The sequence below is a fragment of the Candidatus Binataceae bacterium genome, assembly GCA_035500095.1.
In the GTDB taxonomy this organism is placed as follows: domain Bacteria; phylum Desulfobacterota; class Binatia; order Binatales; family Binataceae; genus JAKAVN01.
The window spans coordinates 14,236-34,279 of sequence record DATJXN010000128.1 but is presented as its reverse complement, the minus strand read 5'-3'; the positions used below and the strand labels follow the sequence as shown (position 1 = coordinate 34,279).

The window sequence follows — 20,044 nt, the reverse complement described above, 5'->3', positions numbered from 1 at the left end:
CCCCGACGACAGCGCCTGCACGCCGGCAGGGGCCGCGGTGCTTCGCGCCGCGGCCCCAGCCGGCGCTATCAGCAGGCTGTGCGGGTCGAGGCCGGGAACGGCCTCGACCCGCACAGCCTCGGACATCATCGCGCGCAAACCCGCGGCAAGTTCGTGCGCCGCAAAGCGCACGACGCCGCTCGCCTCCGGCGCGTGGCCCACGCGCATGCCGTCGCTCGGCTTAGCCGCACGCGCCATCGAATCTCTTCGCTTTCGCGCCCCGGCGCGTTTTTCCCATACTTGCGGAATGATAACATCAGAGCGTGGCCGCCAATGAAGCGCCGGACGCGCCGGCGCGCCGCGACTTATAGATGCCGACGCCCAACGAAATCCTAGTCGAACTTAAGAAAGTCAAATACCCCGGCTTCACCCGCGACATCGTCTCCTTCGGCATGGTCAAGGATATCGAGATCGCGTACAGGGGCGTAACCGTGACGCTTACTGCGCCGAGCGCAAACGCCGAGGCCGCGGCGCAGATCGCCGACGAGATCCGCCGTACGGTCGGCGCGATGCCGGGTGTGCCCGCCGTTGATGTGCACATCGAGCAGCCCGCCAACGCGCCGAAAATGGCCCCCGGATCGCATCGCCGCCTCGTGCCCGGCGTACGCCACGTGCTCGCGGTGGCCAGCGGCAAGGGCGGCGTCGGCAAATCAACGGTTGCGGTCAATCTTGCGCTGGCGATGCGCGCGGCGGGATGGCGGATCGGGCTGATGGATGCAGACGTTTACGGCCCGAGCGTCGCGATGATGGTCGGAGCGGAGCAGCGCGTCGCGCTCACGCCGGAGCGCCGCATCATCCCGCTCGAAAGTTTCGGCATCCGCTACATCTCGATGGCGCTGTTCGTTAACGACGAGACAGCGGTCATCTGGCGCGGCCCGATGGTGACCAAGCTCGAGACCGAGTTTTTGTTCAACGTCGAATGGGGCGAACTCGATTGTCTGGTGCTCGATCTGCCGCCGGGCACGGGCGACGCCCAACTTACGATCACGCAGCGCGTCGCGCTGGCCGGCGGAATCATCGTCACCACGCCGCAGGAAGTCGCGCTGATGGACGTGCGGCGCGGGGTCACGATGTTCCAGGAAGTCGACGTGCCGGTGCTCGGCGTGATCGAGAACATGAGCTATCACATCTGCCGCAAGTGCGGCGCCCGGCATGAGATTTTCGCGCACGGCGGCGGAGAACGGCTTGCGCAGAGCCTCGGCGTGCCGTTTTTGGGCGAGATTCCGCTGGTCCGGGAGCTGCGCGAAGGCGGCGACTACGCGCGTCCGCTGGTCGCGATGCGCCCTGATCATCCGGCCGCCGCCCCGTTCCGTTCGATCGCCGAAAAAGTCATCGAGGGGCTCGAGCGCACGGAGGCCTGAGCGCCGGGCGGCGGCAAGCCGCGCGGCACGATTGCTGTGTTCGCCATATTCGATATCGAGACGCGCGTCGACAAACGTCTGCTGAATCAGGCGCTATGCGCGGGGGAGGGGTTGAGCGATGAGGACGCCTTTCAGCGCTACCGCGAGCGGTTGCGCGCCCGGCGCGGCGATTTTTTTCCGCTCACTCTGCACATTCCGATTTCGATCGCGATCGGCGCGGTCGGCGCCGATCACGCGTTGCGCTCGGTCGAAAGCCTCGCGCTGAACGACTACTCCGAGGAGCAGCTTGCGCGCGAGTTCTGGGCGCGCGCGGAGCGTTTCGCGGGGAGTATGGTCACATTCAACGGACGGCGTTTCGATTTTCCGGTGCTCGAGCTCGCCGCGCTGCGCTATGGAATCGCGGCGCCCGAGCACTTCGCGGAGGGAAGCGGAACCTCGCGCGCGCGCTATTCCACCGAGCGCCATCTCGATCTCGCCGACTACCTGACCAACTTCGGCGCAAGCGGCCCCTTAAAAGGCGGGATGGATCTGCTGCTGAAAATGATCGGCCTGCCCGGCAAGATGGAGGTCGACGGTTCGCAGGTTCAGGATTTGTACGAGCAGGGACGGATGGCGGAGATCCATCGCTACTGCCGGAGCGACGTCGTGCAGACGTACTTTCTGTTTTTGCGGGTCGAGCTGATGCGCGGGCGGATCGATGACGCCGGCTATCGCTCCGCACGCGACGCCTCCGCGCATTTCCTTGCCGAGATCGGTGCGCCGCCCCCCGGCGAGCCGCCCCCGGAGCAAAGCTGATGGCCGCGGCAGCGAACGGCGTGCCGAAGATCTCGCTCATCGTCATCACGCGCAACGAGGAGGAACTGATCGGCCAATGCCTCAAAAGCGCCGCTGGGTTCTGCGACGAGTTGGTCGTGGTCGATTCGTTCTCGACCGACCGCACGGTTGAAATCGCACGCGGGCTGGGCGCGCAGATCTTCCAGCGTCCCTTCGAAGGATATATTGCGCAGAAGCAGTTCGCGCTCGAGCAGGCGCGTGGCGAATGGATCTTCTCGCTCGACGCCGACGAGCAGGCGACGTGGGAGTTGGGCAGCGAAATCCGCGCGGCGCTTGGTGGGCCGCAGCCGGCCGACGGCTACCGCGTTCGCCGCGTGCTCTACCATCTGGGGCGCTATTACATGCGCGGACTCTATCCGGATTGGCATCTGCGGCTGTTTCGCCGCGAGCGCGCGCGCTTTGGCGGACACGAGCCGCATGCGAGCGTCGAAGTGGGCGGCAGTATCGCAAAACTCGACGCGCCGATTCTGCACTTCAGCTATCGCGATGTCGCGGACCATGTCGCCACGATCAACCGGCTTAGCTCGCAGGCGGCGGCCGAGGGCAATCCGGGCGCGATGACCGCGGTAAAGATGGTCGCCAATCCGGCCTGGCGCTTTGTGAATTTCTATTTTCTGCGCGGCGGCTTCCGCGAAGGCGGACGCGGCTTGTACGCGGCGATGAGCGCGGCCTTTTACGTTTTTCTCAAGTACGCCAAGCTATACGAACGCCGGCTGCGGACGCAGCGCCGCTTGTGAGTCCATCCGGCGCCGTAGCCTGTTTTTTCGCGCGGCGTAACTGGTAACGTGATTCGATCGTGCCCGCACACGAAATAATAGATGGCGTCATGGAACTGGCCGCCGGTCTCGACCCGCGCGGCACCCGCGCGCTCGACGTGAGCTGCCGCAATGGCGAAGTGATGCGCGCGCTGGCCGCGCGCGGTTTCGAGGTCCGCGGCACGCGCTTCGAGCGCGGTCTGCCGCCGATCGAAGGTTTGCCGATCGACGAAGGCGTCGATCTCACGCGCGGGCTGCCGTATCTGGATGAGAGCTTCGACCTGGTCGTGCTCACCGAGGTGATCGAGCACCTTGAGAACCATCGCGCAGCGATAAGCGACCTCGCGCGCGTCCTGCGTCCCGCCGGCCATCTGATCCTGACCACGCCCAACATCATGCGCCTGGATTCGCGCCTGGGCTTCATGCTGTCGGGGATGCACAAGGCCAAGCGGCGCCCGATTCCGCTCGACACGCCGCTCGACCAGGCCCATCGCTTTCACAACTACCCGATCCCGTTCGCGCTGCTCTACTACCTGATGCGTATCAACGGGCTGCGGCTGGAGCGGCTCGGCCACGGCAAGGTCAAGCCGTTCAGCTACGTGCTGTATGCGCTGATGTATCCTGTGGTCGCGCTCGATACGCGGCTCAGACTGATATGGCGCGAACGCAAGCCGACGCTGCGCGAACTCAACCGGGAGCTCGCGCGCTGGATGCTCGATCGGCGCGTGCTGACGGAAGACAATCTTATCCTCATGGCACAAAAGACGCTTGCGCATAAAACCATGCAGGAAAATCCCGCGGTTTCATCCTCGGCCGCGGCTTCGCCCGCCGCTTTGTCCCCGGCTTCAAACGAGAGCCCTTTTGGCTCCCGCTCGGGCGTTCGATAGGCCGGATGACATGAAACGCCTGCTCGGTTACGTTCGGCCCTTCTGGCACCGTTATACCCTGGCTACGCTCTGCACGCTTGCCACCGTAACGCTGGGGATGCTGCTGCCGTACCTGACCGGCAAGGCGATCGATTCGATCCAGACCCACGATTCGCGGCGTCTCAACCTGCTCGCCGGCGAAATCCTTGCCGCTGCCCTGACCATGGGCGTGGTGCGATGGTGTTCGCGGTTCATGTTTTTCAACTGCGGGCGCGATATCGAGTACAACCTCCGCAATGACCTCTTCAAACATCTGACGCTCCTCGACCGCTCCTTCTATGAAAGGCTCAAGACCGGCGACCTGATGTCGCGCATGATCAACGACCTGACGGCCGTGCGCATGATGGTCGGAATGGGCGCGCTGACGCTCGCCAACACTCCCGTAACCTACGTTTACGCGCTGAGCTTCATGGTCGCGCTGCAGTGGCGGCTGACGCTGGTAACGCTCGCGCCCTTCGCGATTCTCTTTTTCGCCATCCGGCGCCTCACGCAGTCGCTGATGGAACGCAGCTTACGCGTGCAGGAAGAACTCGGCGCGATCGGCGCCAAGGTGCAGGAGAGCCTCTCGGGCATCCACGTCGTCAAGGCCTATACGCTCCACGCGCGCGAGGCCGAAGAGTTCCGCCGCCGCAACGACAGTTACAACGAGCAGGGGCTCGCGCTGGCGCGCTCGCGCAGCGCCCTGATTCCGCTCATCCGCGGCGCCTATGCGACCGCGATGATGCTGGTGCTGGTGTACGGCAGTTACCTGGTCACGCGCGGACAGATGTCGATCGGCGGCCTGGTCGCCTTCATGGGCTACCTGGCGCAGTTGATGTGGCCGACCACCGCGATGGGCTGGGTGATTTCGATTTACCAGCGCGGCCGCGCCTCTATGAAGCGGCTCGACGATATCTTTTTCGCCACCGCCCCGGCCTCGATCGAAGGCGGAGAGATGCGACTGGAAGTGGCGGGTGCAATCGAGTGGGACCACGTCTGGTTCAGCTATTTCGCGCACCAAGGCAACGGGAACGTCGGCAACGGGAACGTCGGCGACGGCAAAGGCAACGGACGCGACGGTCACTACGCGCTGCGCGACGTCTCGGTCAAAATCCGCGCCGGAGAGAAGCTGGCGATCGTGGGCCGTACCGGCTCGGGCAAATCCACGATGGTCAAGCTGCTCACGCGGCTGGTCGAGCCGACCGCGGGCCACGTCACGCTCGACGGACGCGACGTTCGCGATTTGCCGCTGGGGGCGTTGCGCAAGACGGTCGGGATGGTGCCGCAGGAGCCGACGCTGTTCTCCGACACGATGGGCCGCAATATCGCCTTTGGCCGCGGCGACGCCTCGCTCGACCAAATCACCCGGGCGGCGCGCGTGGCGGGCCTCGAGGCCGATATCGCCGTGCTGCCGCATGGTCTTGCGACGATCGTCGGCGAGCGCGGGATGTCGCTCTCGGGCGGTCAGAAACAGCGCGTTACGATCGCGCGGGTGCTCGTTTATGATCCTGCGGTGGTCGTGCTCGACGACGCGCTCTCCAGCGTCGATACCGAGACTGAGCGCGCCGTGCTCGACAGCCTCGCCGAAAGCGTGCGCGGCCGCACCAGCGTCGTGGTGAGCCATCGCGCATCGACCGTGCGCGACGCGGACCACATCGTCGTGCTCGAAGACGGCGTAATCGCCGAACGCGGCACGCACGAGGAATTGATGGCGCAGCACGGAATCTACGCCGAGCTGTTCCATCGGCAATTGGTCGAGGAGGAACTCGCGCGCTACTGACGCGTGCGGCGGACGGTGATGGAAATCGCGGCGGAAGAGAAGCTCGGCCGCGTCTATGACCTGAAACTTCTCAGGTGGGTGTGGAGCTATGTCCATCCTTACCGCCGGCTGTTTTTTATCTCCGTCCTCCTGATGCCGCTGAACTCGCTGTTCGCTCTCGCCCAACCCTTCATCTGGAAACTTACGATCGATCTTTTCCTGACCCACAATCGAAGCGCGCCGCCGCGATGGCTTGAGCCGGTGCTGGCCCTGTTCGGTAACCACGGGCTGCTCGCGATGGGCTTCATCTACCTGCTGCTGGTGGTGGGAGAATTCTCGACCCTCTATGGGCAGTCCTATCTCACCATGATGGTCGCGCAGTACAGCCTCTCGGACCTCCGGCTGGCGCTGTTCAAGCACGTCGAACGTCTGCCGATGTCGTTTTTCGACCGCACGCCTACCGGCCGGATGGTCAGCCGGATGACCACCGATATCGACGCGATCACCGAGATGTTCAGCGCGGGATCGCTCACGCTCTTCATCGACGTGCTGACGATGCTCGGAATCGTCGCGATTATGTTCGCCTTCAATGCGCGCCTGGCAATGTGGGCGATGTGCGCGGTGCCTCCACTGCTGATCATCCTCAAGTTCTTCGGCGGCCGCTCCCGCGCGATTTACCGCGCGATCCGCGAGCGGCTGGCGGCGCTCAATTCCTACCTGGCCGAGGCGCTGGCCGGGATGGCGGTGGTGCAGATCTTCACCCGCGAGCGGCGAAGCCGTGAGGAGTTCGACGCGCTCAACATAAGGAGCCGCGACGCCCAGATGGTCGCCAACATCTACGAGGCCGGTGTCTTTTCGGCGGTCGAGGCGCTCAGCTCGGCGACCGTCGGGATCATCGTGTGGGCCGGCGGTGGCCAGGTAATCCGCCGCGTGATTACCGCCGGCACGCTGGTCGCGTTCCTCGACTATGCGCGCATGTTCTTCATGCCGCTGCGCGACATTTCGAGCAAATACACCACCCTGCAATCGGCGCTCGCGGCGATGGAGCGGATCGAGGCGCTGATGGAAACGCCGGCGTCGATCGCGAGCCCGCAGGCGCCGCGCCGCCCGAGCCCCGTTCGGGGCGAGATCGTTTTCGAACGCGTCGGGTTCGCCTATCGCGCGGGCGAGCCCGTGTTGCGCGATCTGAGCTTCACCGTCGAGCCGGGGCGCAAGATCGCGATCGTCGGGGCAACCGGTTCCGGCAAATCCACCATCATCAAGCTGCTCACGCGTTTTTACGACGTCAGCGCCGGACGCATCCTGGTCGACGGCGTGGACGTGCGCGAATGGGACCTCGCGGCGCTGCGCCGCGCGATCGGCCTGGTGCAGCAGGACGTGTTCCTCTTTGCCGGCGACGTCTTCGACAACGTTCGTCTTGCTCGCACCGAACTGGGCGAGGCCGAGGTGCGTCAGGCGCTGCGGCGCGCGCAGGCGCTGGATTTTGTCGAACGCCTGCCCGGCGGACTGCACGAGGAGATTCGCGAGCGCGGAGCCAACCTCTCCTCCGGCCAGCGTCAGTTGCTCTCCTTCGCCCGCGCGCTCGCCTACGATCCGCGCGTGCTCGTGATGGACGAAGCGACCTCGAGCGTGGACAGCGAGACCGAATCGCTCGTCCAGCGTGCGCTCGACGAGTTGCTCAAGGACCGCACCGCGCTGGTGATCGCGCATCGCCTCTCCACCATCGAGCGCGCAGACCGCATCCTGGTGCTGAGCCAGGGCGTGCTGCGCGAGAGCGGCACGCATGCCGAGCTGCTCGCCCGCCGCGGGCTTTATCACCGACTGTTCGAGCTCCAATACGCCACCGCAGCCGAGCCCGCCGGCCAGGCTGCGGATTGAGCGCGCCCGCACCTCTCCTTGCGATGCGCGCGCTGACCCTCACGATCGCCCTGGCGCTCATCGCCGGCACGCTCGCCGGATGCGAGGCCGGGTACATCGCGCGCGCGGCGTACGAGGAAAGCTTGCTTCTGTGGCGCCGACAGCCGATTGACGGCGTGCTCGCACGCGGCGATCTGTCGCCCGAGGTCCGCGCGAGCCTCGAAACCGTCCTCAAGGTGCGCGGATTCGCGCAGGATGGCTTGGGGCTCAACGTCGGCGGCGCCTACACCAGCATCTCCGAGGTCGACCAGGGCGCGATCGCATGGGTCGTGATGGCCGCGCCGCGCGACTCGCTCGAACCGTACACCTGGTGGTTTCCGATCGTCGGGCGAATTCCCTACCGCGGCTACTTCAACAGGGACCGCGCCGAGGCCGAAGCCGCCGAGATGGAGCAGCGCGGCTATGACACCATGGTGCGGCCGGCGGTGGCGTTCTCGAGCCTCGGATTCTTCAACGACCCGCTGCTTTCCAACCTCCTGCGGCTCGACCGCGTCGAGTTGGCTGGCGTGATCGTCCACGAACTGTTCCATCGCACGTATTTTCTCGCCAGCGACGTGATGTTCGACGAATCGGCCGCGACCTACGTCGGCAGCGCGGGCGCGGTAAAATTCTTCGAGGCAGCTGCCGGGCCCGGCTCCGCCGACGCCGAAGCGGCGCGGGGAGTGCTCGACGCCGATCTGAAATTTGCCCGCTTCCTCAATGACGAGGCCACGCGGCTGGACGAGCTCTACAAGAGCGGGCTCCCGCGCGAAGAGATCCTGAAGCGCCGCGCCACGCTTTTCGCCGCCATCAATGCCGACTACGCGCGGCTGAAGCCGCATCTGTCGGGTTTGGAGCGCTTCGACCTCGACAAGCAGCCGATCAACAACGCGGTGCTGATAAACTACCTGATCTATTTTCACGACCTCGACAGTTTCGCCAAGCTCGACCGCATCTACGGCGGCGACCTGCGCAACACGATCAAGGCGATAATCGCGCTGGCCGAATCGGACCGCGACAATCCCTTCGACCCGATCGAACGCGCCGCGCGCACAGGTCAGCCGCTCGCCGCCGCTCAAGCCGGCGACCCACAATCGACACCCCCCGGAGCGCCTCCTTCGGTGCCCGCTCCCGCCAGGTCCGGCCCATAGGCCCAACTCTGCGTCTGTAAACCGGTCGGCGTGTTATGCGAGTATTGGCCGCGGCCGGGAACCAGGTCCCGTCCGTAGCTCGGTGCGAAAAAACGCGCCGGTGAGGAAAACCCAATGTCCAGCAAGCGCTCACGTCCCGCAGGCGGTTCGATTTTCCTGGTGCTGCTCGCAGTTGTGCTGTCGGCCAACGCCCAGGCCGGATCCGCGGACGAGCCGAAGGATAACTCGAAATTCCCGTTCGGATGCCCGGTGAAAGAGGGCTACGTCAACGTCACCGGCGGCAAGGTCTGGTACGAAATCGTGGGCGGCGGCGACGCGATACCGCTCGTCACGGTTCACGGCGGTCCCGGCTTCACTCACGATTACCTTGAGCCGATCGGCAAGCTGTGCAGGGAAAGGCCGGTCATTTTCTACGATCAGCTCGGCGCGGGAAAATCCGATCATCCGCACGACAAATCACTGTGGACCCTCGATCGCTTCGTCAAGGAACTGGCCCAGGTCCGCAGCGCGCTCGGCCTCAAACGCGCCCACTTCCTCGGCCATTCGGCGGGAACCCTGATCGTCACCGACTACGCGCTGACCCAGCCGCAGGGCGTCGTCAGCCTGACCTTCTCCGACGCGCTCTGCTCATACCCCGAATGGTCGAAGGACGCGGCCCTGTATCGCAGAGAGCTTCCGGCCGAAACTCGGGCCATCCTCGACCGTCATGAGGCGTCCGGATACACCGATTGCCCTGAGTACCAGGGCGCGCTGATCCAATACTACAAGCTGCACGTGTGCAGACTGCCGGTGTGGCCCGATTCGCTGGAGCGTTCGTTTGCCGCGCACAATGACGAGATTTACGTCACGATGCAGGGCAAGAACGAATTCTCCTGCACCGGCAATCTAAAGGACTGGGATCGGACCGCGCGCCTGAAGGAAATCAAGGCACCCTCGCTTTACATCGCGGGCCGTCTGGGCAGCGAAACCAGCGTCCGCGCAACCACGCTCTGCCACAACGCATTGCCGGGATCCGAGATGGTCATCTTCGAAGAAAGCTCGCACATGCCGATGTACGAGGAACCTGACAAATACCTGAGGGCGTTGCGCGAGTTCATGCATCGCTCGGAGCAGCGCGCGCCAGCGAATTGAGGCGGCCGAGCGGCTGCTGCGGACGGAGCTACAGCGTCGTAGCGATGAACAGCGCGGCGCCGCAGATGCCAACCGCCATCGAGCCGTACCATACCATCCGCACGCGCGTGAGCGCCGCGACCGCGCCTAGCGCGATCGCCACCTGGAACAGCGCGACACTGTCGGCGAACCGATGATGCTGGTGCATCAAGTGGTCGGCCTCTTCCGACCTGCGGTCGCGTTCGCGTTCCTTGTCGTGGGCGACCGCTGCAATTTCGGCCTGCTCGTGCGCATAGCGCTCGCGCTCCTGGCCGAATGATGCGGGCGGCTGCTTGCCGAGCGCGAGCCACGTCGTCTCGGACGCTTTCTGGATAGCGGACTTGATTCCTTTGGCTTGGTAGGCAGTCCACTGGTCGGAAGCCTCGGCTTGAAGCCTCGTCGCCTCGGTCTTCATCACCAGCGCCTCGTTGACGGTTCCGCCCGCGCGCAATGCGGCGACCGCCGCCAGCGCAGCAAAGAGCGCGGTCGTAAGCGCAATCGCCTTGAGCAGCGCGCCGCCCTCGCGCTCGACCTCTTCGTGGATCTCCTCGTGCAGCTTGTCGGTGTCGACTTCTACTTCTTCGGGCACGGCGTTTCCCTCCGCGGCCGCGGCGGCCGCCGCTACAATGTCGCCAATGCCTCGCCGAGTGCGGCGACTATTGCATGCTCGCGGCCGCCGAAAAAATGGTCCGCGCCGGGGATGATCTTAAGCCGCGCGAGCGGACCCAACCGCTCGGCTAGGGCCGTCAGATGCTCGGCCGGACAATACGAATCCTGGTCGCCGGCGACCAGCACAATGGGCTTTGAGATCGCGCCCAGCACCGACGGATCGATCATCCCAAGCGGCAGCGCAATCGCGACTATCGCCGCGACCGCCTCCGTATTCGCCGCCGCGCGAAGCGCCGTCGCCGCGCCGAACGAATAGCCTGCCAGCAGCGCATCGGCGGCCTTCACTCCTTCATGTGCGGTCAGAAACCGGACCGCGGCTATCGCATCGTCGGCCTCGCCCCGGCCGTTGTCGAACTCGCCTTCGCTGCGGCCGACGCCGCGAAAATTGAAGCGCAAAGTCGCAAACCTGCGCGCCCACAGCGCTTCCAGCGCCGCATCGACCACGTTGTTGTACATCGAACCGCCGTAGAGCGGATGCGGATGGCATACGACCGCCGCGCGATGGGAGCCTGCTCCGCCGGGGAGCGCGATCATCCCTTCCAGCGTGAGCTCGCCGGACTTGAACGTGACCTTGTTTTCTTTCATCGATCTCTTCCTCGCGTCATTACCACTGCGGAATCGAACGTGCCGGTTCTGCTGCGCCCGACAATGCGGCTTCAGGCGTCACGGCGGCCCATCTGCGACGCCTGCTATACTATATCGGCGCGCGATGAACGAATCGTTCAAATCGAGCGCTGAATCAGCGCCTAAATTTGCCGCCGACCGGATGCTCGCGCGGCTCGCGCGATGGCTCCGTCTGCTCGGTGCCGACGTGCTCTTCGATCCGCAACTGGGCGGCGATAAACTGCTCGCCAGGGCACGCGCGGAGGGCCGCCTGACGCTGACTCGCGACAAGCGCCTGCGCACCGCCGCCGACGCGCTCTATCTCGAAAGCTGCCTGTTCCGCGACCAGCTGCGCGAGGTCCTTGCGCGCTTTCCGTTCGACCCGCGCCGCGGAGCTTTTACGCGATGCTCGCACTGCAACGAACCGCTCGTCGACGCCGCGCGCGAGTCGGTCGCGCGCCGCGTGCCGCCCTTTGTTTACGCGAGTCAGGAACGATTCTCGAGCTGCCCACGATGCGGCCGGATCTATTGGGGCGCTACCCATCCCGAGCGCATCCGCCGCGAACTCGACGCGATGGGCTTGTAGCGACCTCCAGGGCGCAAGCGCGGCGCCCATTTGCGATGCGGCCGCGGGAGCTTCAATGCTACAATCGCCGCCATGACACGCGGCGGAAAATTTGTCACCCTCGATGACCGGCTCTACGACTACCTGCTTGCCCACGGGCACAACGGCGACCCGCTGCTGGAGGACCTGGCGCGCGAAACCCAGGAAAAGCTGGGGCGGCGGGCCGGGATGCAGATCGCGCCCGAGCAGGGCGCGTTCATGACGCTGCTCGCGCGCGCGATCGGCGCGCGGCGCGCGATCGAGGTCGGCACGTTCACCGGCTACAGCGCGATCTGTATCGCCCGCGGGCTCGCCGCCGGCGGTAGCCTGCTCTGCTGCGACGTGAGCGAGGAGTGGACCGCGATCGGGCGGCGTTACTGGGAGCGGGCGGGCGTTGCGGCGATGATAACGCTCAGGCTTGCTCCGGCGCTCGAAACGCTGCGCGCGCTGTCGCCCGACGCGGTATTCGATCTCGCCTTCATCGACGCGGACAAGACCAACTATCGCCACTACTACGAAGAGATCCTTCGCCGCACGCGCCCCGGCGGCCTGATCCTGGTCGACAATGTATTGTGGTCGGGCGCGGTGCTCGACGATACGGATCAGACCGAAGATACCGTCGCGATTCGCGCCTTCAACGACTTCGCGGCGGGCGACCGGCGGGTGGAACTGGTAATGCTGCCGATCTCGGACGGTCTGACGATCGCGCGCAAGCTGTAGGAGCCACGCTCAGCCGGCCTGTTCGCGGCGGAACCATTCCATCGCGAGCGCCGTTCCCTCGCGCAGCGTCACTTTCGGCGTGACGCCGAGCAGCGTGCGCATCTTGGTGTTGTCGGGCACACGGCGCGGGATATCTTCGTAGCTCTGGCCATAAATGTCGGCCTGGCTGACGAATTTGATCTTCGATTTCGTCGAGCCGTAAAGCTCGATCATCAGGTTGGCGAACTCCAGCACCGTGGTTTCGACCTCGGTCCCGATATTGATCGCATGGCCGTCGGCCGCGGGATTGATTCCGGCCGCGACCGTCGCGGCCACCGCGTCAGTGACGTAGGTGAAGCATCGCGTCTGCTTGCCGTCACCGATCACGGTGAGATCGGCGCCGCGCAGCAATTGGCCCATGAAGATCGTGAACAGGCGCCCGACGTCCACGCGGTCAAGCCGCGGCCCGTAGATATTGAAGTAGCGCACAACCGTCACGGGCAGCCCGAGCTTGTGATAGGCGAAACAGAAATGCTCGCCCACCGCTTTCGAGGTCGAGTAGCACCAGCGATCGATCGTGGTCGCGCCGAGCACCCGGTCGTCGTCCTCCTTCCACGGCACCTTGGGATTGCGTCCGTAAACCTCGGAAGTCGAGCTGAAGACGAGGCGCCGCCCGTGCTTGTAGGCCGCCTTCAGCACGTTCTGCGTGCCGTTGACGTTGACGTTGAGCGTCTCGTACGGGTCGGCGACGTAGTGCTCGACGCCCACCACGGCGGCGAGATGGTAGATGAGGTCGGACTTCGACACCAGGCTGTCGATAAGCTCCAGGTTGAACACGCTGTCGTGGACGTAGTGGAAGCGCGGATTGTCGAGGAGGTGGCGTACCTTGGCGATAGCGCCGGTGTCGAGCACGAAAACTTCGTCGCCGCGCGCGATGAACGCGTCGCTCAGATGCGAACCCAGAAAGCCCGCGCCGCCCGTAATCAAAACCCGCATACTGCCTCCGCTACTCCAGCCGCGCGTGCGGCCCTTCGCCGCGCGCATGCTGCAACAGAACTTCAGACAAGACCTCGGCCGCCGGACCTTCCGCCGCGCCGTCAAACTGCGCCCGCGTGATCAAAAGACTGCCCTCGCCCGCCGCAACCTCGACCGCGCCCCCGTCCGCCCTTGATGCGATCTCGCCGGGCGCGCCGCGCTGTCCCGCTTCGGCGGCGATCCTGCTCTCCCAGATGAGGAGCCTGCGTCCGTTGAGCGAGCAGAAAGCGCCGGGATACGGATGCGTCACGGCGCGCACGAGATTGAAGACGCGCCGCGCCGGCCATCGCCAGTCGATCCTTCCGTCTTCGGGACGCCGGCGCCCGAAATAACTGCCGCGCGAAAGATCCTGCGGACGCCGCGGCGCGCGCCCGGCCGCGATCAGCGGATGCATCTCCGTGAGCAGCGCGGCTCCCGCCGGCACCAGCTTGCGATATAGCGTCAGCGCCGTGTCGCAGTCGTCGATCGGGACGGCGCGCTGACCCACGATGTCGCCGGCGTCCGCGCGCGCGACCATGTGATGCAGCGTCACGCCCGCCTCGCGCTCGCCGTGGACCAGCATCCAGTTGACCGGCGCGCGGCCGCGGTAGGCTGGCAGCAGCGAGCCGTGGAGGTTGTACGCGCCGAGCGGCGCCGCGCGCAGAACCGCGTCGGGCAGCAGGTGGCGATAGTAGAACGAATAGATGATCGCCGGGCGCATCGCGGCGATCCGTTCGATCCATCCTTGGTCGAGGCGCTCGGGCGTGTAAATCGGCATGTCGCTGCGGCGCGCAAGGTCGGCGCATGAGCGCCACCAGATTTCCTCGTGCGGATCGTCCTCATGCGTGAACAGCGCGGCCACCTGCGCGTCCATCCCGAGCAGCGCTGTCATGCACGCGTAGCCCATCTCGTGATAAGCGAAGAGCACGCATCGCACGGCGCCCTGCGGCGGAGCGGTCGAACGCGGATTTTCGGCGGCCACGTTTTCCTAGCGGCGCTCGAGCGAAGCGGACTCGTCGCCGTGCACGGCCCGCACGATATAGGTCGGGCGCTTGCGCACTTCGAGGTAGACGCGCCCGACGTACTCGCCGATCAATCCGACCGCGAGCAGGACAAAGCCCAGCACCAGGAAGTTGAATGCGAACAGCGTCCACAGCGCGCCTTCCTGCTGCGGACCGTACAAGATGCGGTGGGCGAGCAGCACCAGCACCAGCAGCGCGTCGAGGATGAACACCAGGACTCCGGCGACGCTCACTGCCTGAATCGGCATCATCGAAAAGCCCGTGATCAGGTTCAGACTCAGATGGAGGAGACGGAACAGGTTGTACTTCGAGCTGCCGCTCTGGCGCTCCTCATGGGCGACCGGAATCTCGGCCACGCGCTTGGCGAACGAATTGGCCAGCGCCGGGACGAAGGCCGCCTTCTCGTCGCAGGCGACCACGGTATCGACGATGTGGCGGCGGTAGGCGCGCAGCATGCATCCGTAGTCATGCATCGGCACGCCCACGATCATCGATGTCACACGGTTCTGCAGATTGGAGGCAAAGCGGCGATAGGCGATATCGTGGCGCACCTCGCGCCATCCGCCGACCACGTCGTTGCCTTCATCGATCGCGGCTAGCAAACGCGGGATTTCTTCGGGCGGATTCTGCAGATCGGCGTCGAGCGTGACCACGACCTCGCCGCGGCACTGGCGAAAGCCGGCCAGGATCGCCGAGTGCTGGCCGAAATTTCGCGCAAGTTCAATCACGCGAACGGCGCCATGCGCGCTCGCGGCTATCCCGCGCAGGATTTCGAGCGATCGGTCGGCAGAGCCGTCGTCAACGAACAGGACTTCCCACGGCCGTCCGCACGCGCGCATCACCGGCTCGAGCCGCGACCACAATGCCGGCAGGTTCGCCTCTTCGTTGTAGACCGGCACTACCACCGACACGAGCGACCCGTCGGGCAATCTCGCCGGTTCGCGAATCGCAGCGATCTTTTCGGCTGAGCTCAAGTTCTTACCGCCAGTCGGCGCGGCGCGACTCCGTTCATCCCGAGACGAACTAATCGCAGCGCCGTGCGCGATTGTTACAGACGACCTCGTGAAGTCAAACACGATACCGCGCCGGACAATCCGCGGAAAGAGCCGGTTCCACCACGGGAAAGAGATGGTTTCGGCGCGGAGAAAACGGTTCCGGTGATGAACCCGCGGTTGACGGCGCGCGCCGTGGCCCGCAGACTCTTGCGATCATGTCCGCGACGCCGCCTGCGCTGCCCGCGCCCGCTTCTCTCCTCGCCGAGCACAACCGGACGCGGCGTCTCCTCGTTTGCGCGGCGCTCGCGGCAATCCTTTATCTGCCGGCGCTCGGCCGGCCCGCGCTGTGGGAGCCCGACGAGGGCCGCTATGCGGAAATCGCGCGCGAGATGGTGCTGACGCACGACTACGTTACTCCGCGCGACAACTGGGTGCGGTATTTCGAGAAGCCTCCGCTCGTCTATTGGGCCGAGGCGATCTCGATAAAGCTGCTGGGCCCCACTGAACTGGCCGTACGTCTGCCGGCCGCGATCGCGAGCGTGGCCGAGGTCGCCGTGACCGCGGCGCTCGGCGAGGCGATGTTCGGCCCTGCGGCGGGAGTCGCGGCCGCGATGGTGCTCGCGCTCTCGCCTCTCTTCTTCGGCTTCGCCCGCTTCGCGACGCTCGACCCGGCGCTCGCGCTTTTCGTAGCCGCCGCGCTCGGCGCATTCCAGGCGGCGGCGCATCGGCCGGGGTTCGACGACGCCGGGGCGCGCCGATGGTTCTTCCTGTCTGCTGCGATGGCCGCCGCGGGCACCCTCGCCAAGGGCCCGGTTGCGCTGGTGCTGACGGGCGCGGTCGGACTCGCGTGGCTACTGGCCGAGCGGCGCGGGCGGGAGATTCTCCGGATGCCGTGGCTACGCGCGATCGCGATCTATTTCGCGATCGTAGCGCCATGGTTCGTCCTCGCGGCGGAGCGGAATCCCGAATTTCTGCGCTTCTTCGTCATCCACGAACACGTCGAACGCTATCTCGCGAACGCTGAACACGGATGGGGCCCGTATTTTTTCGTCGTGGTGGTGATCGCGGGAATGTGGCCGTGGATCGTGTTCGTTCCGGCAGGGGTGCGGCAATTGATGCGTGCGTCGGACGGCGGGGGCGGCGACGGCCTTGAGCAATCCTCCTGCCGGTCCAACGCGCGAAGCTCGCTCAAGTTCCTGCTCTGGTGGTTCGGAATCATCCTGGTCTTCTTCTCGATCCCGCGCGCCAAGCTCGGCTCATACATCCTGCCGGCACTGCCACCGCTCGCGATCATGGCCGGCTATGCGCTCACCTGCCTCCCTTCGATGGATGCATCGAAAGTGCGCAGGCTCTTCGGCACGCTGGTGATGCTCAACCTCGCGGCGGCCGCGGCTATCGGGATGGCCTGTGGGTATTACGCCTCGCAGCCCGAATCGATGCTGCTTGCCGACGCGCTGGTAGCGATGACGGTACTGACCGCGGCGTCGCTCGTATGCCTCGCGATCGTATCGCGTGGACGACGTCCTGAACGTCCCGCCGCGGCCGTGGCGGCGCTTGCGCTCGGCGTCGTGGCAACGCTGGGAATGATGGTGAAGGCGCGCACGGACGCACAGCCGCTGGTCTCGTACCGCGAACTCGCGCACGCGATCGAACCCTACCTTGTCCCCGACTGCCGGCTCGCCTCGTATCGTCATTTCGTCCAATCGATGCCGTTCTATACGGGCCATCGCGAAGCGCTGGTTGACTATCGCGGCGAATTGGCCCCGTTCGGGCGCGACGCCGACGCGAGCGCAAGTTTTGTCGCAACCGACGCCGGCCTGGCGGAGCTATGGCGCGCGCCCGGATGCGCCGTTCTGATCGTCAATCGCACCGACCTCGGTCACGTATTGAACCTGCTCGGGCCGGACGCGACTATTGTCGGATGCGATGGTAAGAAGCTTGCCCTCTACAATCATGCGGTCGCCGAACCGGTGCCGGCGCGCTTGTGCACATCGGACTTTCGTCCATGAAGAGGGGACTTGGTTTCAAGGCGCGCTAATTGTAAGTTTCTTCTGTCGTAAGTTCGTCTGGCCGGCGCGGACCTCGCGCGTCTTGCATTGTACGCGCGGCGGGGAGGGGGGACGGCGGATGTCTGCCGCACGGGAAACCGAAGAAACCGTGAGTTCCGGAAGCGAGACCAAGCCCGTTGGTAAGCCTGAGTCCGGCGTCAATCCTCGCGACGAGGCCGAGGCGGCGGATAATCAGCCCAAGCCTTCGAAGCCAGGCGGCGAAACCGGGCCTTCGGAAGCGGCCAAAGCCGACGACGCGGGCGCGGCCGCTCAATCGACGCCGACCGAATTGCCCAAACCTGGCGTCGACAAAACCGGCGCCGAGGGCGAACCCAGTCTCGGCAAGATCCTCACCGCGGCGCGCGAGCGGCGCGGCGTCTCGCGCGACGAAGTTGTGGCCGAAACCCGTATCCCCGCCCACTACCTCGACATGATCGAGCGCAGCGACTACGACCTCATCTCCGATCAGCTCTACCTGATGCCGTTTGTGCGCCGCTACGCGGCTTTTCTTGGCCTCGACGGCGAAGAGGTCGCGATGCGCTTCGTGCGCGAGGTGCAGCGCGCCGAAGGCGCGGCGGCCGCGCCGCGGATGTCCGAGCCGCTGACGCTGCACGACCGCAAACGCGCCCCTTGGGGGCGCATGGCCGTAGTGATAATCGTGCTCTCGGCGATCGTCGTGCTTTACGTGATCGTCTCCGAACGCCATCGCGGCGAATTCGGATTCCATCATGCGGAGACGGTTTCCGAACCTGCCGCGCCGGCCGGCGCGATGCCGCCGGCAGCCGAGGCACCTGCACCGCCGGCCGCCGAGGCGCCTGCACCGCCGGCCGCCGAGCCGCCCGCTGTTGCACCGGCGCCAATGACCGCGCCCGCACCGCAGAGCGTATCGCCGCCGCAGGCGGCGGCTCCCGCGCAAATGCTGCAGACCAGCGTCGTCGGCGGCCCGGCGGCGCCGGGCGCTTCACGACAAACGCCAAAGACACCGCCGCCCAAGCGGACCACCGCGCCTTCGGACAGCACCGAAGAATAACCGCGGATACACGGACAGCCGGGTACGCGCTCGGCCGCCGCGCGATGCCCGTCTAGTGGAGCACGCTGTTGGCGATTTCTTCTGCGATGAGCTTGCGGACTTCGTGCGCATCGAAGCCCGGATGAGCCACGGCCACCACGGTCAGCTCGGCGCTTGTGTCTCCGGCCGTCGCGCGTGCGATGAAAATCGTGTCGTAAACGTCGCTCGCTTCGTGCTCGTGGCGCGTCTTCTCGAGCGAGTTGCCGGCGCCTTGCGGGTAGGTCTGCATGTAGGGCGGTATCGCTGAGCGCTGCTGCGCGGTTGCCGGCGGCACCGGCCAACCGGTCATCGGCAGCGGCGGCATCGCGCCGCCCATCGGCATTTGCTGGTGCGCGACGTGGCCCTGTTGTTCATAGCTGTCGACGTCATTCTTCACGCCCGAGTTGCCCTCGGCCGCGTTGTTATCGTCGTCGTCGGAGCCGTTGTCATTGTCTGAATCATCCTGCGCCTTCTGTTCCGGCAGCGGCAGCGGCTTGACGCCGGCCTTCTCGAGCAGCGCGACCGCGGCGCCATTGCCCGGCGCGACCTCGCTCAGCGCCATTCCCGGCTCGAGCGCGCGATGCGTCAGAGTGACGGTCAAGGTCACCTCCGAGGTCGCGCTCGCACCCGCCAGCCGTCCCGCAACCTCGAAATCCTGGCTCAGGACCTGCTGCAAGACAGGATCGGTCGCGATAACCCCAAGCGCCGCGGTGGGCGGAACCGGCAACTTGCCGCCGGTCTTGACCACGATTCGAGGCTCCTCGGCGTGCGCGGGCCTCGCGCTCCCGCCATAAACCACGACGGCCATCGCGGCAAAAATTCCGGCGCTGACGGCCGCTCCCAGGCGGCGCGCCGCTCTTGCCGTCAGCTCCAGCCTCGAACCTTCCATCCCGCGTCTCGTCAGGGCAGCTTTTGCTGAAGCACTTCCTGGGCGCGCGCAGCTCGCCATTTGATCAGTTCTTCACCGAGGTCGGGGCGGGCGAGCGCGAGAATCGTGACCGCGAACAAGGCTGCGTTGGCGGCGCCGGACTTGCCAATCGCCATCGTCGCCACCGGCACGCCGCGCGGCATTTGTACGATCGACAGCAACGAATCCATCCCGTTCAGCGCCGATGACATCATCGGCACCCCGATCACCGGCAAGATGGTCTTGGCCGCGATGACGCCGGGCAGATGCGCCGCGCCGCCGGCGCCGGCGATCATCACCTGCAGACCGCGTTCGGAGGCCGAGGCGGCGTAGTCGAGCGTGATTTCGGGGGTGCGATGGGCCGACAGCACTCTTACTTCATGCGATACTTTAAATTCGTTCAGAATCTCGGCCGCTGCCGACATCTGCTCCCAATCGCTTTTGCTCCCCATGATAATGCCGACTAGCGGCGATGCGGCCTGAGTCATCGATCGCTCTCCTTTGCTTGCGTCCGACGAACGAGGCTTGTCCGCCAACGCATGGTTGTCAAGCCGCGTCGAGCCACGTAATCACTGTTAGGTCCGTT

The 20,044-nt window shown here is 65.6% G+C and carries 20 protein-coding genes; 12 read left to right on the top strand and 8 right to left on the bottom strand.

The window, feature by feature from the left end; translation table 11 throughout:
• Positions 1–237: hypothetical protein (locus tag VMI09_13455; protein ID HTQ25694.1), on the bottom strand; the 237-nt coding region annotated here is incomplete at its 3' end.
• A 113-nt stretch (positions 238–350) separates the two neighbouring features.
• Here VMI09_13455 and VMI09_13450 point away from each other — a divergent pair.
• The 8 genes from VMI09_13450 to VMI09_13415 all read left to right on the top strand — a co-directional run bounded on the left by VMI09_13450 (position 351) and on the right by VMI09_13415 (position 9,831).
• On the top strand, positions 351–1,400 hold the full coding sequence (locus VMI09_13450; protein HTQ25693.1) for an Mrp/NBP35 family ATP-binding protein: 1,050 nt from the start codon (positions 351–353) through the stop codon (positions 1,398–1,400).
• 36 nt (positions 1,401–1,436) lie between these two features.
• On the top strand, positions 1,437–2,195 hold the full coding sequence (locus VMI09_13445; GenBank protein ID HTQ25692.1) for a ribonuclease H-like domain-containing protein: 759 nt from the start codon (positions 1,437–1,439) through the stop codon (positions 2,193–2,195).
• Positions 2,195–2,971: a glycosyltransferase family 2 protein gene (locus tag VMI09_13440; protein HTQ25691.1), complete on the top strand. Its 777-nt coding sequence runs from the start codon at positions 2,195–2,197 to the stop codon at positions 2,969–2,971. The genes VMI09_13445 and VMI09_13440 overlap by 1 nt, the downstream gene beginning before the upstream one ends.
• Before the next feature lie 59 nt (positions 2,972–3,030).
• Positions 3,031–3,876, top strand: a complete 846-nt coding sequence (locus VMI09_13435; GenBank protein HTQ25690.1) for a class I SAM-dependent methyltransferase — start codon at positions 3,031–3,033, stop codon at positions 3,874–3,876.
• Between the two features lie 10 nt (positions 3,877–3,886).
• Positions 3,887–5,674, top strand: a complete 1,788-nt coding sequence (locus tag VMI09_13430; protein HTQ25689.1) for an ABC transporter ATP-binding protein — start codon at positions 3,887–3,889, stop codon at positions 5,672–5,674.
• A gap of 18 nt (positions 5,675–5,692) precedes the next feature.
• A complete protein-coding gene (locus VMI09_13425) occupies positions 5,693–7,531 on the top strand; it encodes an ABC transporter ATP-binding protein (protein HTQ25688.1) in 1,839 nt (612 codons plus the stop codon).
• A 23-nt stretch (positions 7,532–7,554) separates the two neighbouring features.
• Positions 7,555–8,700 carry an aminopeptidase gene (locus VMI09_13420; GenBank protein HTQ25687.1) on the top strand — a complete coding sequence of 382 codons (1,146 nt, stop codon included), beginning with the start codon at positions 7,555–7,557 and terminating at the stop codon, positions 8,698–8,700.
• Between the two features lie 114 nt (positions 8,701–8,814).
• Positions 8,815–9,831: a proline iminopeptidase-family hydrolase gene (locus tag VMI09_13415; GenBank protein ID HTQ25686.1), complete on the top strand. Its 1,017-nt coding sequence runs from the start codon at positions 8,815–8,817 to the stop codon at positions 9,829–9,831.
• A gap of 28 nt (positions 9,832–9,859) precedes the next feature.
• Here the strand turns inward: VMI09_13415 and VMI09_13410 are convergent, their stop codons facing one another.
• Positions 9,860–10,438, bottom strand: a complete 579-nt coding sequence (locus VMI09_13410; protein ID HTQ25685.1) for a DUF4337 family protein — start codon at positions 10,436–10,438, stop codon at positions 9,860–9,862.
• Positions 10,439–10,470: 32 nt separating this feature from the next.
• Complete coding sequence (locus VMI09_13405; protein ID HTQ25684.1) at positions 10,471–11,103, bottom strand: alpha/beta fold hydrolase; 633 nt, start codon at positions 11,101–11,103, stop codon at positions 10,471–10,473.
• Between the two features lie 124 nt (positions 11,104–11,227).
• On the opposite strand from VMI09_13405, the gene VMI09_13400 reads away from it, so the two are divergent.
• Together VMI09_13400 and VMI09_13395 are read left to right on the top strand one after the other, a co-directional pair.
• Positions 11,228–11,707 carry a Mut7-C RNAse domain-containing protein gene (locus VMI09_13400; protein ID HTQ25683.1) on the top strand — a complete coding sequence of 160 codons (480 nt, stop codon included), beginning with the start codon at positions 11,228–11,230 and terminating at the stop codon, positions 11,705–11,707.
• Between the two features lie 72 nt (positions 11,708–11,779).
• On the top strand, positions 11,780–12,445 hold the full coding sequence (locus VMI09_13395; protein HTQ25682.1) for a class I SAM-dependent methyltransferase: 666 nt from the start codon (positions 11,780–11,782) through the stop codon (positions 12,443–12,445).
• 9 nt (positions 12,446–12,454) lie between these two features.
• Here VMI09_13395 and VMI09_13390 read toward each other — a convergent pair whose 3' ends face one another.
• The 3 genes from VMI09_13390 to VMI09_13380 are packed head-to-tail and all read right to left on the bottom strand — an operon-like array spanning position 12,455 to position 15,434.
• Positions 12,455–13,420, bottom strand: coding sequence for an NAD-dependent epimerase/dehydratase family protein (locus VMI09_13390; protein HTQ25681.1), 966 nt, complete (start codon positions 13,418–13,420; stop codon positions 12,455–12,457).
• Positions 13,421–13,430: 10 nt separating this feature from the next.
• Positions 13,431–14,420 (bottom strand): formyltransferase, encoded by a 990-nt coding sequence (locus VMI09_13385; protein HTQ25680.1) that lies wholly within the window; start codon positions 14,418–14,420, stop codon positions 13,431–13,433.
• Positions 14,421–14,426: 6 nt separating this feature from the next.
• Entirely contained in the window at positions 14,427–15,434 is a 1,008-nt protein-coding gene (locus VMI09_13380) for a glycosyltransferase (protein HTQ25679.1), read from the bottom strand.
• Between the two features lie 236 nt (positions 15,435–15,670).
• On the opposite strand from VMI09_13380, the gene VMI09_13375 reads away from it, so the two are divergent.
• Positions 15,671–17,464, top strand: a complete 1,794-nt coding sequence (locus VMI09_13375; protein ID HTQ25678.1) for a glycosyltransferase family 39 protein — start codon at positions 15,671–15,673, stop codon at positions 17,462–17,464.
• A 118-nt stretch (positions 17,465–17,582) separates the two neighbouring features.
• A complete protein-coding gene (locus VMI09_13370; protein HTQ25677.1) occupies positions 17,583–18,533 on the top strand; it encodes a helix-turn-helix transcriptional regulator in 951 nt (316 codons plus the stop codon).
• A gap of 52 nt (positions 18,534–18,585) precedes the next feature.
• On the opposite strand, the gene VMI09_13365 is transcribed toward VMI09_13370, so the two are convergent.
• The gene (locus VMI09_13365; protein ID HTQ25676.1) at positions 18,586–19,440 is read right to left on the bottom strand and encodes a hypothetical protein; all 855 of its coding nucleotides are present in this window, start codon (positions 19,438–19,440) and stop codon (positions 18,586–18,588) included.
• Between the two features lie 11 nt (positions 19,441–19,451).
• Entirely contained in the window at positions 19,452–19,946 is a 495-nt protein-coding gene (gene purE / locus VMI09_13360) for a 5-(carboxyamino)imidazole ribonucleotide mutase (protein HTQ25675.1), read from the bottom strand.
• Between the last annotated feature and the right edge of the window lie 98 nt (positions 19,947–20,044).

Coding starts and splice junctions, on each gene's coding strand:
- VMI09_13450 (HTQ25693.1), top strand. CDS start 351: ATGCCGACGCCCAACGAAATCCTAGTCGAACTTAAGAAAGTCAAATAC.
- VMI09_13440 (HTQ25691.1), top strand. CDS start 2,195: ATGGCCGCGGCAGCGAACGGCGTGCCGAAGATCTCGCTCATCGTCATC.
- VMI09_13430 (HTQ25689.1), top strand. CDS start 3,887: ATGAAACGCCTGCTCGGTTACGTTCGGCCCTTCTGGCACCGTTATACC.
- VMI09_13425 (HTQ25688.1), top strand. CDS start 5,693: ATGGAAATCGCGGCGGAAGAGAAGCTCGGCCGCGTCTATGACCTGAAA.
- VMI09_13420 (HTQ25687.1), top strand. CDS start 7,555: ATGCGCGCGCTGACCCTCACGATCGCCCTGGCGCTCATCGCCGGCACG.
- VMI09_13415 (HTQ25686.1), top strand. CDS start 8,815: ATGTCCAGCAAGCGCTCACGTCCCGCAGGCGGTTCGATTTTCCTGGTG.
- VMI09_13405 (HTQ25684.1), bottom strand. CDS start 11,103: ATGAAAGAAAACAAGGTCACGTTCAAGTCCGGCGAGCTCACGCTGGAA.
- VMI09_13400 (HTQ25683.1), top strand. CDS start 11,228: ATGAACGAATCGTTCAAATCGAGCGCTGAATCAGCGCCTAAATTTGCC.
- VMI09_13395 (HTQ25682.1), top strand. CDS start 11,780: ATGACACGCGGCGGAAAATTTGTCACCCTCGATGACCGGCTCTACGAC.
- VMI09_13390 (HTQ25681.1), bottom strand. CDS start 13,420: ATGCGGGTTTTGATTACGGGCGGCGCGGGCTTTCTGGGTTCGCATCTG.
- VMI09_13375 (HTQ25678.1), top strand. CDS start 15,671: ATGTCCGCGACGCCGCCTGCGCTGCCCGCGCCCGCTTCTCTCCTCGCC.
- VMI09_13370 (HTQ25677.1), top strand. CDS start 17,583: ATGTCTGCCGCACGGGAAACCGAAGAAACCGTGAGTTCCGGAAGCGAG.
- VMI09_13365 (HTQ25676.1), bottom strand. CDS start 19,440: ATGGAAGGTTCGAGGCTGGAGCTGACGGCAAGAGCGGCGCGCCGCCTG.
- purE (HTQ25675.1), bottom strand. CDS start 19,946: ATGACTCAGGCCGCATCGCCGCTAGTCGGCATTATCATGGGGAGCAAA.